Origin of the sequence: Variovorax sp. JS1663 (genome assembly GCF_002157355.1) — a bacterium.
Taxonomy (GTDB): Bacteria; Pseudomonadota; Gammaproteobacteria; order Burkholderiales; family Burkholderiaceae_C; genus Variovorax.
The window spans coordinates 212,094-227,397 of record NZ_LYMK01000003.1 but is presented as its reverse complement, the minus strand read 5'-3'; the positions used below and the strand labels follow the sequence as shown (position 1 = coordinate 227,397).

At 65.9% G+C, this 15,304-nt stretch carries 16 protein-coding genes and 1 pseudogene; 13 read left to right on the top strand and 4 right to left on the bottom strand.

Annotated elements, in window-relative coordinates; all coding sequences use genetic code 11:
- Nucleotides 1-3: 3 nt before the first annotated feature.
- The gene (locus A8M77_RS04775; RefSeq protein ID WP_086920398.1) at nt 4-195 is read left to right on the top strand and encodes a hypothetical protein; all 192 of its coding nucleotides are present in this window, start codon (nt 4-6) and stop codon (nt 193-195) included.
- Between the two features lie 7 nt (nt 196-202).
- On the opposite strand, the gene A8M77_RS04770 is transcribed toward A8M77_RS04775, so the two are convergent.
- The 3 genes from A8M77_RS04770 to A8M77_RS04760 all read right to left on the bottom strand — a co-directional run bounded on the left by A8M77_RS04770 (nt 203) and on the right by A8M77_RS04760 (nt 2,903).
- The gene (locus A8M77_RS04770; protein ID WP_086920397.1) at nt 203-1,654 is read right to left on the bottom strand and encodes a sensor histidine kinase; all 1,452 of its coding nucleotides are present in this window, start codon (nt 1,652-1,654) and stop codon (nt 203-205) included.
- A gap of 28 nt (nt 1,655-1,682) precedes the next feature.
- Nucleotides 1,683-2,354: a response regulator gene (locus A8M77_RS04765; RefSeq protein ID WP_086920396.1), complete on the bottom strand. Its 672-nt coding sequence runs from the start codon at nt 2,352-2,354 to the stop codon at nt 1,683-1,685.
- Nucleotides 2,355-2,417: 63 nt separating this feature from the next.
- The gene (locus A8M77_RS04760) at nt 2,418-2,903 is read right to left on the bottom strand and encodes a MarR family winged helix-turn-helix transcriptional regulator (protein ID WP_086920395.1); all 486 of its coding nucleotides are present in this window, start codon (nt 2,901-2,903) and stop codon (nt 2,418-2,420) included.
- A 148-nt stretch (nt 2,904-3,051) separates the two neighbouring features.
- Here A8M77_RS04760 and recA point away from each other — a divergent pair, with 148 nt between their 5' ends.
- Nucleotides 3,052-4,119, top strand: coding sequence for a recombinase RecA (gene recA / locus A8M77_RS04755; RefSeq protein ID WP_086920394.1), 1,068 nt, complete (start codon nt 3,052-3,054; stop codon nt 4,117-4,119).
- A 10-nt stretch (nt 4,120-4,129) separates the two neighbouring features.
- A complete protein-coding gene (recX, locus tag A8M77_RS04750) occupies nt 4,130-4,579 on the top strand; it encodes a recombination regulator RecX (protein ID WP_086920393.1) in 450 nt (149 codons plus the stop codon).
- Between the two features lie 2 nt (nt 4,580-4,581).
- On the opposite strand, the gene argC is transcribed toward recX, so the two are convergent.
- Entirely contained in the window at nt 4,582-5,505 is a 924-nt protein-coding gene (gene argC / locus A8M77_RS04745; RefSeq protein WP_086920392.1) for an N-acetyl-gamma-glutamyl-phosphate reductase, read from the bottom strand.
- A 192-nt stretch (nt 5,506-5,697) separates the two neighbouring features.
- On the opposite strand from argC, the gene sucC reads away from it, so the two are divergent.
- The 10 genes and pseudogenes from sucC (at nt 5,698) to A8M77_RS04695 (ending at nt 15,301) form a co-directional block, all read left to right on the top strand.
- Nucleotides 5,698-6,864, top strand: coding sequence for an ADP-forming succinate--CoA ligase subunit beta (gene sucC, locus A8M77_RS04740; RefSeq protein ID WP_086920391.1), 1,167 nt, complete (start codon nt 5,698-5,700; stop codon nt 6,862-6,864).
- Nucleotides 6,865-6,875: 11 nt separating this feature from the next.
- Nucleotides 6,876-7,769 (top strand): succinate--CoA ligase subunit alpha, encoded by an 894-nt coding sequence (gene sucD / locus A8M77_RS04735; protein ID WP_086920390.1) that lies wholly within the window; start codon nt 6,876-6,878, stop codon nt 7,767-7,769.
- A gap of 89 nt (nt 7,770-7,858) precedes the next feature.
- Nucleotides 7,859-8,544: pseudogene (locus A8M77_RS04730) on the top strand (TerC family protein).
- Between the two features lie 32 nt (nt 8,545-8,576).
- Nucleotides 8,577-9,386, top strand: a complete 810-nt coding sequence (locus A8M77_RS04725) for a Stp1/IreP family PP2C-type Ser/Thr phosphatase (protein ID WP_086920389.1) — start codon at nt 8,577-8,579, stop codon at nt 9,384-9,386.
- A gap of 66 nt (nt 9,387-9,452) precedes the next feature.
- Nucleotides 9,453-10,103, top strand: a complete 651-nt coding sequence (locus tag A8M77_RS04720; RefSeq protein WP_086920388.1) for an FHA domain-containing protein — start codon at nt 9,453-9,455, stop codon at nt 10,101-10,103.
- Between the two features lie 35 nt (nt 10,104-10,138).
- Nucleotides 10,139-12,409 carry a CHASE2 domain-containing protein gene (locus A8M77_RS04715; RefSeq protein ID WP_086920387.1) on the top strand — a complete coding sequence of 757 codons (2,271 nt, stop codon included), beginning with the start codon at nt 10,139-10,141 and terminating at the stop codon, nt 12,407-12,409.
- Between the two features lie 27 nt (nt 12,410-12,436).
- Nucleotides 12,437-13,243 carry an MBL fold metallo-hydrolase gene (locus tag A8M77_RS04710; RefSeq protein WP_086920386.1) on the top strand — a complete coding sequence of 269 codons (807 nt, stop codon included), beginning with the start codon at nt 12,437-12,439 and terminating at the stop codon, nt 13,241-13,243.
- Nucleotides 13,244-13,446: 203 nt separating this feature from the next.
- Nucleotides 13,447-13,956 carry a pilin gene (locus tag A8M77_RS04705; RefSeq protein WP_086920385.1) on the top strand — a complete coding sequence of 170 codons (510 nt, stop codon included), beginning with the start codon at nt 13,447-13,449 and terminating at the stop codon, nt 13,954-13,956.
- 76 nt (nt 13,957-14,032) lie between these two features.
- The gene (locus A8M77_RS04700; protein ID WP_086920384.1) at nt 14,033-14,257 is read left to right on the top strand and encodes an acyl carrier protein; all 225 of its coding nucleotides are present in this window, start codon (nt 14,033-14,035) and stop codon (nt 14,255-14,257) included.
- Nucleotides 14,258-14,383: 126 nt separating this feature from the next.
- A complete protein-coding gene (locus A8M77_RS04695; protein WP_238136712.1) occupies nt 14,384-15,301 on the top strand; it encodes a ketoacyl-ACP synthase III in 918 nt (305 codons plus the stop codon).
- Nucleotides 15,302-15,304 lie beyond the last annotated feature (3 nt).

Genomic DNA, 15,304 nt, shown 5'->3' with positions numbered 1-15,304 from the left:
ACCATGCGGCTGCGCGCGCTCGTCGTCCTGCTCCTCGTGGCCAACCTGCTGTACTTCGCCTGGTCGCGCGGCGGGCTCGCCATGTTCGGCGCCGTGCCCGCGCAGCTGGGCCAGAGCGAGCCGGAGCGGCTGACGCAGCAGGTCCGGCCGCAGCTTTTGAAGATCCTGAAGGACGAGGCGGCGCCCAAGCCCTGAGCCGCCCTCAGGCCTCTTCTTCCTGCCCGTTGGCATCGAAGCGCAGGCTGAAGCGCGCGCCAGGCGGCCGCTGGCCCGGATGGGCATCCTCCAGGTGCACCGTCGCATGGTGCTTGCGTGCGATCTCCAGCACGATCGGCAGGCCCAGGCCCGAGCCGTCGGCCTCGTTGCCGAGCACGCGGTAGAAGGGCTCGAACACCAGCTCGCGCTCGCCCTCCGGGATGCCCGGGCCATTGTCCTCCACCTGCAGCACGATGATGCGGCCGAAGGGGTCACCCAGCACGCGCGCGGTGATCACGCCCGGACGCGCGGGCGTGGAGGGCGTGTAGTTGATCGCGTTGTCCACCAGGTTGCGCACCAGTTCCTTCAGCAGCGTGGGATTGCCTTCGAGCGCCACGCCCGGCGCACCCGCCTCGGCCCCGTCGTAGCCCAGGTCGATGCGCTTCTCGATGGCGCGCGGCACGGCTTCGCGCACCACCTCGATGGTGAGCTTCGCCAGGTCGCAGGATTGGCGCGCGATGGCCGCGCCGCCGCCCTCGGCGCGCGCCAGGGAGAGCAGTTGGTTGACGGTGTGCGTGGCGCGGATGCTGGCGCGTCCGATCTGCTTGAGCGATTGCTTGAGCTCGGCGGCGTCGGCGCCCTCGCGCTGGGCCAGATCGGCCTGCATGCGCAAGCCCGCCAGCGGCGTCTTGAGCTGGTGCGCCGCATCGGCCAGGAAGCGCTTCTGCGTCCCGATGGACTCGCTGAGCTTGTTCAGCAGGTCGTTGACTGACAGCACCAGCGGCACCACCTCCAGCGGCACCGAGGATTCGTCCAGCGGACTCAGGTCGCCCGGCCGGCGCTCCCGGATGCGGGCCTCGATCACCGACAGCGGCTTGATGCCGCGCACCAGCGCCAGCCAGATCAGCAGCACCGCCAGCGGCAGGATCGCGAACTGCGGGAGCAGCACGCCCTTGATGATCTCGCTGGCGAGCACCGACTGCTTCTCGCGCGTCTCTGCCAGCTGCAGCAGGGACGGCGGCGATTCGGGCGTGGCGCCCGCAATCCACATCGAGGCCACGCGCACGGGCTGGCCGTGGAAGGCGCTGTTGTGCAGGTACACCACGCCGGTCGCCGGGGGCTCGTCGGTGTTCGGCTGCGGCAGATCGCGCTCGCCGGCCAGCAGCCGCCCGTCCCCGTCGAGCAGCTGGAGGTAGACATGGTCCGCGTCGTGGGCGCGCAGGATCTCGTGCGCGGTCGGCGGCAGCACGAAGGGCTCGTGGATGGCCTTCACGTCCACCAGCCGGGCCAGCGCCTGGATGTTGTATTCGAGCGTGCGGTCGAAAGGGGCGTTGGCGATGCCCTGGGCCACGAGCCAGGTCACGCCGATGCTCACCGGCACCAGCAGCAGGAGCGGCGTGAGCATCCAATCGAGGATCTCGCCGAAGAGGGAGCGCTGCGCGCGCTGGAAGAGCTTCACCGAGCGCCCGGGAGAAAGGAGTCGCGGATCAGGGGATCTTCTCGAGGCAGTAGCCGAGTCCGCGCACGGTGGCGATGTGGATCGGCCCCTTTTCGATCTTCTTGCGCAGGCGGTGGATGTAGACCTCGATCGCGTTCAGGCTGACCTCCTCGCCCCATTCGCACAGGCGCTCGACCAGCTGGTCCTTGCTCACCAGCCGGCCGGCCCGCTGCAGCAGCACCTCGAGCAGGCCCAGCTCGCGCGCCGAGAGCTCGATCATCTTGCCGTCGATGGTGGCCACCCGGCCGGCCTGGTCATAGACCAGCGGGCCGTGCTTGATCGCGTTGCTGGTGGCGCCCATGCCGCGCCGCGTCAGCGCGCGCACCCGCGCCTCCAGCTCCTGCAGCGAGAAGGGCTTGGCCATGTAGTCGTCGGCGCCGTAGTCCAGGCCTTTGACCCGCTCCTCCACGCTGTCGGCCGCGGTCAGCACCAGCACCGGCAGCTGCGAGCCGCGGGCGCGCAGACGCTTGAGGATCTCCAGGCCGTGCATGTTGGGCAGGCCCAGGTCGAGGATCAGGAGGTCGAACTCGCTGTTGGTCATCAGTGCGGCGTCGGCCTGCGAACCGGTGGCCACATGGTCCACCGCCGAGCCCGAGGTGCGCAGGCTGCGCAGCAGCGCATCGGCCAGCACCTGGTCGTCTTCCGCTATCAGTATTCGCATGCCGCGTCTCCAGACATGGCGGGCTTGCGCGGGCCGCCGGGCCGTCTCCCTCAATCGACGATTCTAGGCCGCCGCATAGGCTTCGAGCCCGATGGAAACCACGGTGGCGACCTCGTCGCCGACGCTGGCGCGGAACTCGCGCTCGGCCTGCGCTACCGCCTTGCGGAAGGCCTCCAGCCAGGCCAGGCCGTCGGCGGTGAACATCACCTGCCGGGCGCGGGCGTCGCGGTCATCGGGGCCGCGCGTCACCAGGCCCCAGGCCTCGCACTGGTCGACCAGCTTGCCCATGGCCTGCTTGGTCATGCCGGCGCGCTCGGCCAGCTCGGTCAGGCGCGAACCCTGGCGCGAGAGGTGGCGGGTGATGTGGATGTGGGCGGCGCTGACCTGCGCGCGCGCAGCGAGGTTGGACAGCGCCAGCGGCACGTCGGCATCGTGCGCCATCAGCTGCAGCACGCGCTCGTCGAAGCGGCGCATGGCATGGCCCAGCAGGCGGCCCAGATGGGTCTGGCGCCAGGCGTCGGGGTCGATCGGAAAAGCGGTGTCACTCATCCTTCTAAATAGTAAGCCAAGCTGATCAAAAAATGAGTCTATGGGATTGAATCAACCCCTACACTACTGTTCAAGCATCCAGGCTGTTGTTAAAAGCAGGCCAGATGAAATCCTCAACAACCCATTGATCTTCAAGGAGATTTCCACAATGGACGCAGTCGTCAAGGGCTCCAGCATCGCCGGCGCCAACACCGAAAAGGCCAAAGCCCTGCAGGCCGCCCTGGCCCAGATCGAGAAGCAGTTCGGCAAGGGCACGATCATGCGGCTGGGGGAGGGCGAGGCGCTGGAGGACATCCAGGTGGTTTCCACCGGCTCGCTGGGTCTGGACATCGCCCTCGGCGTCGGTGGCCTGCCGCGCGGCCGCGTGATCGAGATCTACGGTCCTGAATCCTCGGGCAAGACCACGCTCACGCTGCAGGTCATCGCCGAGATGCAGCGCCAGGCCGGCACCTGCGCCTTCGTCGATGCCGAGCACGCGCTGGACGTGCAGTACGCCCAGAAGCTGGGCGTGAACCTGTCCGACCTGCTGATCAGCCAGCCCGACACCGGCGAGCAGGCCCTGGAAATCGTCGATTCGCTGGTTCGCTCCGGCGCGGTCGACCTGATCGTGGTCGACTCGGTCGCCGCGCTCACGCCCAAGGCCGAAATCGAGGGCGAGATGGGCGATTCGCTGCCCGGCCTGCAGGCCCGCCTGATGAGCCAGGCGCTGCGCAAGCTCACCGCCACCATCAAGAAGACCAACTGCATGGTCATCTTCATCAACCAGATCCGCATGAAGATCGGCGTGATGTTCGGCTCGCCCGAGACCACCACCGGCGGCAACGCGCTGAAGTTCTACGCCTCGGTGCGCCTGGACATCCGCCGCATCGGCACCATCAAGAAGGGCGACGAGGCGATCGGCAACGAGACCAAGGTCAAGGTGGTGAAGAACAAGGTCTCTCCGCCCTTCAAGACGGCCGAGTTCGACATCCTGTTCGGCGAGGGCATCAGCCGCGAGGGCGAGATCATCGACATGGGCGTGAACGCCAAGATCCTCGACAAGTCGGGCGCCTGGTATGCCTACAACGGCGAGAAGATCGGACAGGGCCGGGACAACGCGCGCGAGTTCCTGCGCGAGAACACGGCGCTGGCGCGCGAGATCGAGAACAAGGTGCGCGAGTCGCTGGGCATTCCGACGTTGCCCGAGGCGGGCGAGGCGGCCGCCGCCGAGAAGTGATCTGTGGGCGATGGTCTCCGGCGCGCCTTCACTGAAGGGCCGGGCCCTGCGCCTGCTCAGCCAGCGCGAGCACTCGCGCAGCGAGCTCGAGCGCAAGCTGGCCCGCTACGAGGAAGAGCCCGGCAGCCTGGCTCGCGCACTTGACGAACTGGCCGCCAAGAACTTCATCAGCGAGGCGAGGGTGGTGCAATCGGTGCTGCACCAGCGCGCGGCGCGCCATGGCGCGGCGCGGGTACGGCAGGAGCTGTTGCACAAGGGCATCGCGCCCGAACGCGTGGCCGAGGCCGTGGCCAGTCTGGCGGCGAGCGAACTCGAGCGGGCGCGTGAAGTCTGGCGCCGGCGCTTCGGCACGCCGCCACAGGACGCGGGAGAGCGGGCGAAACAGGTGCGCTTCATGCTGGCGCGTGGCTTCGCCAGCAACGTCGTCGCCCGGGTGCTGCGCGACGACGTCGATGAATGAGCCTACAGGCCCAGCATCAGCTTCAGGTTCTGCACCGCCGCGCCGCTGGCGCCCTTGCCCAGGTTGTCCAGGCGGGCGATGACCACCGCGTGGCGATGGTCCTCGTTCGGGAACACGCGGATCTCGAGGTTGTTGGTGTCGTTGAGGGCGAGGGCATCGAGCTTGCCGTCCTCGGTGGGCGGCAGCACCTTCACGAACTGCTCCGGCGTATTGCTCTTCGCGTAGTGCACCGCCAGTGCTTCCTGCAGGTCGCGGGCCCCGGGGCGGCCGGGCAGGTCGTCCAGGTGCAGCGGCAACTGCACCAGCATGCCCTGCTTGAAGTTGCCCACTGAAGGGATGAACACGGGCCGGCGGGTGAGGCCGGTGTACTTCATGATCTCGGGGATGTGCTTGTGCTTCAGGCCCAGGGCGTAGGTCTCGAACAGCGGCGCCTGACCGCTCTCGTAGGCCTCGATCATGGTGCGGCCGCCGCCCGAGTAGCCGCTGACGGAGGGCAGGGCGATGGGATGGTCGGCCGGCAGCAGCCCGGCGTCGATCAGCGGGCGGACGATGGCGATGGCGCCGGTGGCATAGCAGCCGGGATTGGCCACCCGCGCGGCCTTGGCGACGGCGTCCTTCTGGCCGGCGACCAGCTCGGGGAAGCCGAACACCCAGCCATCGGCCGTGCGATGGGCCGTCGAGGCGTCGATGATCTTGGGGCGGTGGCCTTCGAGCTGGTCGATCAGCGCCACCGATTCGCGCGCCGCATCGTCGTGCAGGCAGAGCACCACCAGGTCGACCCCGGCCATCAATTCGCGCTTGGCGTTCACGTCCTTTCGCAGCTCGGGGTCGATGCTCACGAGTTCGACCTGCGGCATCTTCTGCAGCCGTTCGCGAATCTGGAGACCAGTGGTGCCGGCTTCGCCGTCGATGAAAACCTTGGGCATGGTGGGCGCCTCGGATTGCCGGGGGAGGGCGTTAAGTAGAAACTACGTAGTGGCCGCAGGAACGGGTTACCGTTGGTGCGGCGCACCATGATACAGTTCCCGGCTGTCCTCCGCCCGGCCCGTCCGAGCGCCGTGGCCCGAGGACAACACGAAATCTCCCGTTTCCAACCTCGTTCCCCGAGAGACACCCTCATGAAGATTCACGAGTACCAAGGCAAGGAAATTCTTGCCAAGTTCGGTGTGCCTGTGCCGCGAGGCATCCCGGCATACACGGTTCAGGAGGCGGTCGAGGCCGCCCAGAAACTCGGCGGCCCCGTGTGGGTGGTCAAGGCGCAGATCCACGCGGGCGGCCGCGGCAAGGGTGGCGGCGTGAAGGTCGCCAAGAGCATCGACGACGTCAAGAAGCTGGCCGGCGAGATCCTCGGCATGCAGCTCAAGACGCACCAGACCGGCCCCGAGGGCCAGAAGGTCCGCCGCCTCTACATCGAGGACGGCGCCGACATCCAGAAGGAATACTACGTCTCGGCCGTGACCGACCGCGCGACGCAGAAGGTGGCCTTCATCGCCTCCAGCGAAGGCGGCATGGACATCGAGGAAGTGGCGCACAAGACGCCCGAGAAGATCATCACCGTCTACGCCGATCCCAAGGATGGGCTGACCGACGCCCAGGCCAAGCAGATCGCCGATGGCATCGGCATCCCGGCCGATTCGACCGCCCAGGCGGTGGACGTCTTCAAGAAGATCTACGCCTGCTACATGGAGACCGATGCGTCCCTGGTGGAGATCAACCCGCTCAACCGCGACGGCAAGGGCAACATCATCGCCCTGGACGCCAAGTTCAATTTCGATTCGAACGCGCTGTACCGCCATCCCGAGATCGTGGCCCTGCGCGACCTCGACGAGGAAGATCCGGCGGAAATCGAGGCCAGCAAGTTCGACCTGGCCTACATCAGCCTCGACGGCGACATCGGCTGCCTGGTGAACGGCGCCGGCCTCGCGATGGCCACAATGGACACGATCAAGCTGTTCGGCGGCGAGCCGGCCAACTTTCTCGACGTGGGCGGCGGCGCCACCCCCGAGAAGGTGACCGAGGCCTTCAAGATCATGCTGAAGAACAAGAACGTGAAGGCCATCCTGGTCAACATCTTCGGCGGCATCATGAAGTGCGACACCATCGCGACCGGCGTGATCGCGGCCTGCAAGGCGGTCAATTTGCAGGTCCCGCTGGTGGTGCGCATGAAGGGCACCAACGAAGCCGAGGGCAAGAAGCTGCTGGCCGAATCCGGCCTGCCGATCATCAGCGCGGACACCATGGCGGAGGCGGCCCAGAAGGTCGTCGCGGCAGTGAAGAAAGCCTAAGGAACATCGTCATGTCGATCTACATCAACAAAGACACCAAAGTCATCACGCAGGGCATCACCGGCAAGACCGGGCAGTTCCACACCGAGAAGTGCCAGGAATACGCGAACGGCAAGAACTGTTTCGTGGCCGGCGTGAACCCGAAGAAGGCCGGCGAGTCGATCTTCAACATCCCGATCTTCGGCTCCGTGAAGGAAGCCGCCCAGCAGACCGGCGCCACCGTCTCCGTGATCTACGTGCCGCCGGCCGGCGCTGCGGCCGCCATCTGGGAAGCCGCCGAGGCCGACTTGGACATGGCGATCTGCATCACCGAGGGCATCCCGGTGCGGGACATGCTCGAGGTGCGCAACAAGATGAAGGCCAAGGTCGCCGCCGGCGGCAAGGAAACGCTGCTGCTCGGCCCCAACTGCCCCGGCTTGATCACGCCCGACGAGATCAAGATCGGCATCATGCCCGGCCACATCCACCGCAAGGGTCGCATCGGCGTGGTCAGCCGCTCCGGCACGCTGACCTATGAAGCCGTGGCTCAGCTCACCGAGATCGGCCTGGGCCAGTCGAGCGCCGTGGGCATCGGCGGCGACCCGATCAACGGGCTGAAGCACATCGACGTGATGAAGGCCTTCAACGACGACCCCGACACCGATGCCGTGATCATGATCGGCGAGATCGGCGGCCCGGACGAAGCCGACGCCGCGCGCTGGTGCAAGACGAACATGAAGAAGCCGGTGGTCGGCTTCATCGCCGGCGTGACGGCGCCTCCCGGCAAGCGCATGGGCCACGCGGGCGCGCTGATCTCCGGCGGCGCCGACACGGCTGAAGCCAAGCTCGCCATCATGGAAGAGTGCGGCTTCAAGATCACGCGCAACTTCTCGGAGCTCGGCAAACTGCTGAAGGCGCAGATCTAGGCCGTCCTCCTCGCAAGCCACACAAGAAGAAAAGCGCTCGCAATTCACGTTGCGGGCGCTTTTTCAATACATAACAGTGGAAGAGAGACATCGATTATTTGCAAACTGCCGATTTCTGGATCGGGCTCGTCAAGATTGTCTGGATCAACATCATTCTTTCCGGGGGCAACGCGGTGGTGATCGCGATGGCTGCCCGGTCGCTGCCGCCGGAGCAGCAGAAGACGGCCGTGCTGCTCGGCTCGGGCGCCGCCGTGGTGTTGCGGATCGTGCTGACCGTCGTCGCCGCCAAGCTGCTGGCCTTGCCCTACACCTGCAGATCCTGGGCGGTGCGCTGCTGCTGTGGATCGGCGTGCAACTGCTCGGTGAGGAAGAGGACGACGACGGCGAGGACAAGCAGTACGGCAGCATGCTCGCCGCCGTGCGCACCATTCTGCTGGCCGACCTGGTGATGAGCCTGGACAATGTGATTGCGGTCGCCGCCGCGGCGCAGGGCAGCATGGTGCTGCTGGTCCTGGGCCTGGCCATCAGCATTCCACTGGTGATTTTCGGCAGCACCCTGATGATCAAGCTCATGGAGCGCTTCCCCATCATCGTCATGCTCGGCGCCGCCCTGATCGGCTGGGTCGGCGGCGAGACCATCGTCAGCGATGTCGGCCTGCGCGACGCGCTGGCCGCCATGCCCTGGCTGCACTATGCCGGCGCCGCGGCCGGTGCTGCCTTGGTTGTCGCCGTCGGCAAGTGGCAGCAGAGGCGGGCTGCCGCGGCCGTGCAATGATCGCGGCCGCTGATTCTCAACTGAACTGATTCATGTCCCACCCAGGCGCCCCCGTCCTCCCTGATACCGGCTCGCTCACCTGGGATTTCGCCGCGCTGACCGATCCTGGCCGGGTGCGCGCCAACAACGAGGACACCATTTCCTACGACCCGGCACTGGGCCTGGTGCTGCTGGCCGACGGCATGGGTGGCTACAACGGCGGCGAGGTGGCCAGCGGCATGGCCATCGCACTGCTGCAGGCCAGCTTCGGCCGCTGGCTTGCCCATGCGGGGCCGGCGGCCAACCCGCGTGCCGTGCGCCGCGCTCTCCAGGCCGGTACTGACGAGGCCAACGCCGCCATCCTGGAGGCAGGTGTGGCCAACCTGCAACTGCAGGGCATGGGCACCACGCTTGTGCTGGCCGCCTTCGGACCGCAACGTGTGATCGTGGGCCATATCGGCGATTCCCGCTGCTACCGGTTGCGCCAGGACAAGCTGGAACTGCTCACGCGGGACCACTCCCTCCTGCAGGAACAACTGGACGCCGGTGCCATCACGCCCGAGCAGGCCAGCCTGTCGCCGCATCGCAACTTGGTGACCCGGGCGCTGGGGATCGAGCGGCATGTCGAACTCGAAATGCACGAGCACGGCGTGAAGACAGGCGACCTTTTCCTGCTATGTTCCGATGGCCTGAGCGAAATGGTGCCCGACGGGCAGCTTTTCACGATATTGTTACAAGATACGGGGCTATCTGAAAAAGCAACACTTTTGGTTGCAGCTGCGAACGAGAATGGCGGTAAGGACAATATTTCGGTTGTCCTTGCCCGTGCCGGCTCGAGCGACGCGCCACAGGCTTCCGGATAGCCGGCTCGGGCAAGCATCGGTGGAGGTGACCGCCGTGACACAACAAATGAGATCCAGGAGTCGGCCATGCCGAAAATGATCGTTTCGATCGACGGTGTCGTCATCAAGGAAGTGGCCCTCGCCAAGGACCGCACGACGCTGGGCCGGCGGCCGTACAACGACATCGTGATCGACAATCTCGCGATCAGTGGCGAGCACGCCGTGTTGCACATGATCGGCGGCGATGTCTACCTGGAAGACCTCAACAGCACCAACGGCACCTACGTCAACGGGCGCGCCGTCAAGAAGCAGGCCCTCGAGCACAACGACGTCATCGAAGTCGGCAAGTACAAGATCCGCTATCTGGTGGGAGGCGCCCAGGCAGAAGGCGCCGGCCCGGTTGCCGTCGTCGCGTCGGCGCCTTCGGGGCCGATTCCGCTGTCTTCCGCGCCCACCGTTCACACGCCGTTGGGCGGCAATGCCGGTGTGGCTGTCATCCGCGTGCTTTCCGGCAGCGGCGCGGGGCGCGAGCTCTCCCTGCAGAAAGTCGTCACCACCATCGGCAAGCCCGGCGTCGCCGTGGCGGCCGTCACCCGGCGCCTGCATGGCTACGTGGTGGCGCCGATCGACGGCGGCACCGCCCTCAATGGCGAGCCGCTGGGCAATGAAGCCGTCGCCTTGCAGGACGGCGACGTGCTCGAACTCGGCGGCACCCGGATGCAGTTCGTCGCCAACTGAGTGGCTGCAGCAGGACGACGCACCTGCCGGCCGGGATGAACGGACTGCGGCGGCACGGCGCTCGCATCGCCATCACCTTGCTACCGGTGCTTTTCGCGCTGTTGCATGCGGCGGACGTCTGGCGCTCGCCCCTGCTGGTCCGGCTGGACCAGTTCATTTACGACGCCCGGCTGCGTGCGACCATGCCCGGTACCCTCGATCCCCGCATCGTGATCGTCGACATCGACGAGGCCAGTCTGCAGCAGTTCGGCCAGTGGCCCTGGAGCCGCGACAAGCTGGCGCGCCTGACGGACGAGCTGATGGGCCGGCAACAGGCTTCGGTGCTGGGCTTCGATGTGCTGTTCGCGGAGGCCGACAGCAGTTCCGGACTCCCTGTACTTCGCCAGTTGGCCGCCGGCCCGTGGCATGACGATCCGAAGTTCGGCGCGGAGGTCGAGCGCCTCGCGCCGAGCCTGGACCACGATGCCCTGTTCGCGAAGGCGCTCGACGGGCGGCGCGTGGCGCTCGGCTACTACTTCACGCAGACGGACGAGCCGCGCGCCAAGGGTGTTCTCCCGAAGCCGGTGCTGCCGCTGCAGGCGTTGCCGGCCGGGCACGATCTGGCGACGCGGTGGAACGGTTTTGGCGCCAACATCCCGCAGCTGGCGGCGGCCGCGCCCGAAGCCGGTTTCTTCAATGTCGTCCTCGCTCCGAGCGAGGATGGCGTGGTGCGTTCCGTGCCACTGATCGCGCGCTACGAGGGTGGTGCGGCGCAGCCGGGCTACTACGAATCGCTGGCATTGGTGGCGCACCGGCTCATCGAAGGCGCGGCGCCTTCCCTGGTGCCGGTGCTCGCGCCAGCTGGGTCGCAAGGAGATCCAGGCGTGCTGGAGGCACTGGTGCTTGGTGGAACCAACACCAGCCTGCGGGTGCGCGTCGACCCGAGTGGCAGCATGCCGGTGCCCTTTCGCGGCCCGGGCGGTCCGCTCGGCGGCTCCTTTCGTTATGTGTCGGCGGGCCGGGTGCTCGATGGCGCACTGGGGCCCGGCGAACTCCGGGGTAAGGTCGTGCTGATCGGGGCCACGGCGCCCGGCCTGCAGGATCTGCGCGCCACGCCTGTGGGTGCCGTCTTTCCTGGCGTGGAAGTGCACGCCAACATCATCTCCGGCCTGCTGGACCGGCGCTTGCTCGCAATGCCCGACTATGCGGCAGGCTACGAGTGCGTCACGGTGGGGGTTGCCGGTCTGCTGCTCGCCTTCGGCCTCTCACTGCTGTCGGCGCCCCGCGCCGCATTGCTCGCGGTGTTGACGGGGGGCGGGTTGGTCGCCTTGAACACCTGGCTCTACCTCGCTGCCGGTCTGGTGCTGCCGCTGGCGACCGCGCTGGCGTCGGTCCTGCTCGCCTTTGCCTTCAACATGAGCTGGGGCTACTTCATCGAGGCGCGCGCCAGCCGCAACCTGGCCAGTCTCTTCGGCACCTACGTGCCGCCGCAACTGGTCGACGAGATGCGCGCCGACCCCCGCCGCTACAGCATGCGCGCCCAGAGCAAGGAACTCACCGTGATGTTCTGCGACATGCGTGGCTTCACACGGATGTCGGAGCAGATGGCGCCTGCCGAGCTGCAAGCCTTCCTGAACGCCGTCTTCAGCCGCCTGACCGGGATCATCAGCGAGCACCGCGGCACCGTCGACAAGTACATGGGCGACTGCGTGATGGCCTTCTGGGGTGCCCCGGTCGACATTGCCGACCATGCGGCGCTGGCGGTCGAAGCGGCGCTGCAGATGGCCGCGGCCGTGCACGAGATCAACGAGACCCACCGGGCCAGCGGCAGGCCGGAGATCAGCGTGGGCATCGGCCTCAACACGGGCCTCATGAGCGTGGGCGACATGGGCTCCGCCGTGCGCCGCAGCTATACCGTGGTCGGCGACGCGGTCAATCTCGCCTCCCGGCTGGAGGGCCTGAGTGGGCACTATGGTGTCGAGATTGTTGCCAGCGTTACCACCCGCGCTGCCGCGCCGGGTTACGTCTGGCAGGAACTGGACCTGGTCCGGGTCAAGGGCAAGGCGCTCGCGGTGCGCATCTTCACCCCGCTCCTGCGCGCGCGCGACGCGGTTCAGGCGCCGGACGAGGCGCTCGAGCGCTGGGGCCTTACACTCGCGGCCTACCGGGCGCAGGACTGGCGGCAAGCGCAGGACCTGCTCGCGCCGCTGTTGGCTGTGGATGCCAAAAAAGTCCTTTACCGTCTATATGCCGAACGTTTAGCCTCGCTGTCGTTGCAGCCCAAGACACCCGACTGGGACGGCGCAACCCAATTCGAAAGCAAATAGCACTCACACAGACAAGGGCTCACGCAAATGCAGGTGCGCGTGTTGGGGTGCTCGGGCGCCATCGCAAAGGACTGCCGAACGACATCGTTCCTGGTCGACAGCGACCTGCTGGTCGATGCGGGCACCGGCGTCGGCGATCTGAGCCTGGACGAGATGAGCGCCATCGACGATGTGCTACTCACCCATTCCCACCTGGACCACGTCGCCGCGCTGCCCCTGATGCTGGACGCGGTGGCCAGCCGGCGCGACAGGCCGCTGCGGGTGCATGCGCTGCGGGCCACGATCGAGGCGCTGCGGGCGCATGTGTTCAACAACGTGATCTGGCCCGACTTCGCGAGCATTCCGAGCCTGGAGGCGCCCTTCGTGACCTTTCACGACATCGTGATCGGGCAGGAGTTGCAACTGGGCACGCGGGCGCTGAAGCACATCGAGGTTCTGCCGGCCGTTCACACCGTACCCGCCTGCGGCTTCGCCGTCCGTTGCGCCCAGGGCGGGCCGCATTGGGTTTTCAGCGGGGATACGGAGAGGAATCCAGCGTTCTGGCAGCGAGTGAATGAGCTCGACGTGGCGATGCTGGTGATCGAGACGGCCTTCAGCAACCGGGAACAGAGCCTGGCCCGGCGCAGCTTGCATCTGTCGCCGGCGACCTTGGCGGATGAACTGGCGCATATCGCGCCGGCTAGGGAATACCCGATCTACATCACCCATACCAAGCCTGCCGAAACAGAAGAGATCATGAGCCAGATCGCCGCGCTGGCGGATGGGCTGCAGATGCAGGGGGGGAGGGCGTGGGATATCCGGTGGATGGAGGCGGCGGGAGTGCTACGGGTCTGACTCAGAGTGCCTGCGGTTGACAAATTTGTCAGCGCATCGGTCGGGCTCGCAACCAGCAATGTCACCCGCTGTAACTGGTTCGTGAACTTTTGGGCAGGTTTCCGGCGTGACGGGCAGCAGGCACGGGATGGCACAGATGCTGCGGATGATTGAGCGCACCGGGGGCCTTCCTCGGGCCCTCTTCAACCAACCGGAGTCTTTGAATGAACCGTCGTTCCATCGCACGTAACGTGCAAAAGGGTTTCACTCTTATCGAACTGATGATCGTTGTGGCGATCATCGGCATTCTGGCCGCTGTGGCGTTGCCGGCGTATCAGGACTATGTTGTGCGCTCGCGTGTGACCGAGGGTCTTGCGCTTGCGAGCGGTGCAAAGACTGCTGTTGCGGAAAATGCTGCGCAGGGCGCAGGTCTTGCAAATGGCTACGTCCTTCCTACGGCCACCCCCAACGTTTCGAGCCTGGCTGTAAATGAGACAACCGGTGCTATTACCATCACGTACACAGCTGCTGCTGGTAATGGCACGGTCACGCTGACGCCTACTTCGGGCGGCGCTGCTTTGTCCGGCACTGCCGGCACTGCGCCCACGACGGCCACTCCTGGCTCGGGCGGTTCTTCGGTTGTTCCGACCGGTGGTTCTATCACTTGGCAGTGCCGTCCTGGTGCTACCAGCCCGATGCCTGTGAAGTTCCTGCCGGCATCTTGCCGCCCGTAAGCTTCGGGAGTGAGCATGTAAGCCGCCCGCAAGGGCGGCTTTGTTTTTGAGTCCAGATGCACAACGATTCGAGTCTATGAAAACCATTGCGCAATTCATCGACGATTTTCTGATAGCTGTCGATTTCCAGGAGCCTGTGAAAGTCACACCTGATACTGAACTGCGCAGCCTGCCGGAGTGGGATTCTCTGGCGGCTCTTGGCGTGATCGTCATGTTCGATGTCGACTACGGCAAAACCATTGTCGGTGACGACATCAAGAATTGCGTCACCATCACCGACCTCTACAAGCTGCTGGGATAGCTCGCCATGGGTCTCTCGACGCTCCGGAACGTCCGCTTCGCAGGCATGAGCACCTGCATGCCCAAGCGGGTTCTCTCGAATCTGGAAGATTGTCCACCCAGCAAGCGTTCGGAACGCGAGCGGTTGGTGCGGAACATTGGAATCCAGAATCGGCGGATCTCTCCCGCTTGGCAATGCTTTTCGGACCTTGCCTTCGACGCCACCGAAAAGCTGCTGGCCGATCTCGAGTGGAGCCGTGACGAGATCGATGCACTGGTCGTCGTCACCCAATCGCCTGACTACCTCATTCCCTCCACGGCCATCATCCTGCAGGACCGGTTGAAGCTCTCGCAGGCCACCATCGCCTACGACGTGAACCTGGGTTGCTCGGGCTACCCCTTCGGCATTCACCTGCTCGGAAGCATGATCGCCGCAGGCACCATCAAGAAGGCCCTGCTGCTGGTGGGTGACAAGTCAGCCAGCGACAACGACCCGCTGTTTTCCGATGCGGGCACCGCGACAGCCCTGGAATACGATCCGAACGCCACGCCGATGTATTTCGATCTGAACAGCGACGGCAGCGGATACAAAGCCATCATCAAGCCCGTGGGAGGGCATCGCGAGCCCTACGCCTTCCACCACAGCATCCCCACGAAGGACGCCGACGGCGATCTGCACTGGCCGGATGGGCTGATCCTGGACGGCCCCGCTGTCCTGAGCTTCTCGACCCAACGCGTTCCGCCATCGGTCACCCGCGCGCTCGAATACGCCGGCCTCGACAGGGAACAGGTCGATCACTTCGTTTTCCACCAGGCCAACCGGATGATCAACGAGACCATCCGCAAGAAGCTGGGCCTGCCGCCGGAAAAAGTACCTTCGACGCTGCAGGACTTCGGCAACACCAGCGGCGCTTCCTTGCCCGTCACCATGACGGTGTGCCTCAGTGAGAAGCTGTCCGGCGGCAGGAGCAAGGTGCTTCTCAGCGGCTTCGGCATCGGCCTCTCGTGGGGCGTCTGCATCCTCGACATCGAGAATGCAAGATTTCCGGCGCTGATCGAATCCTGATTC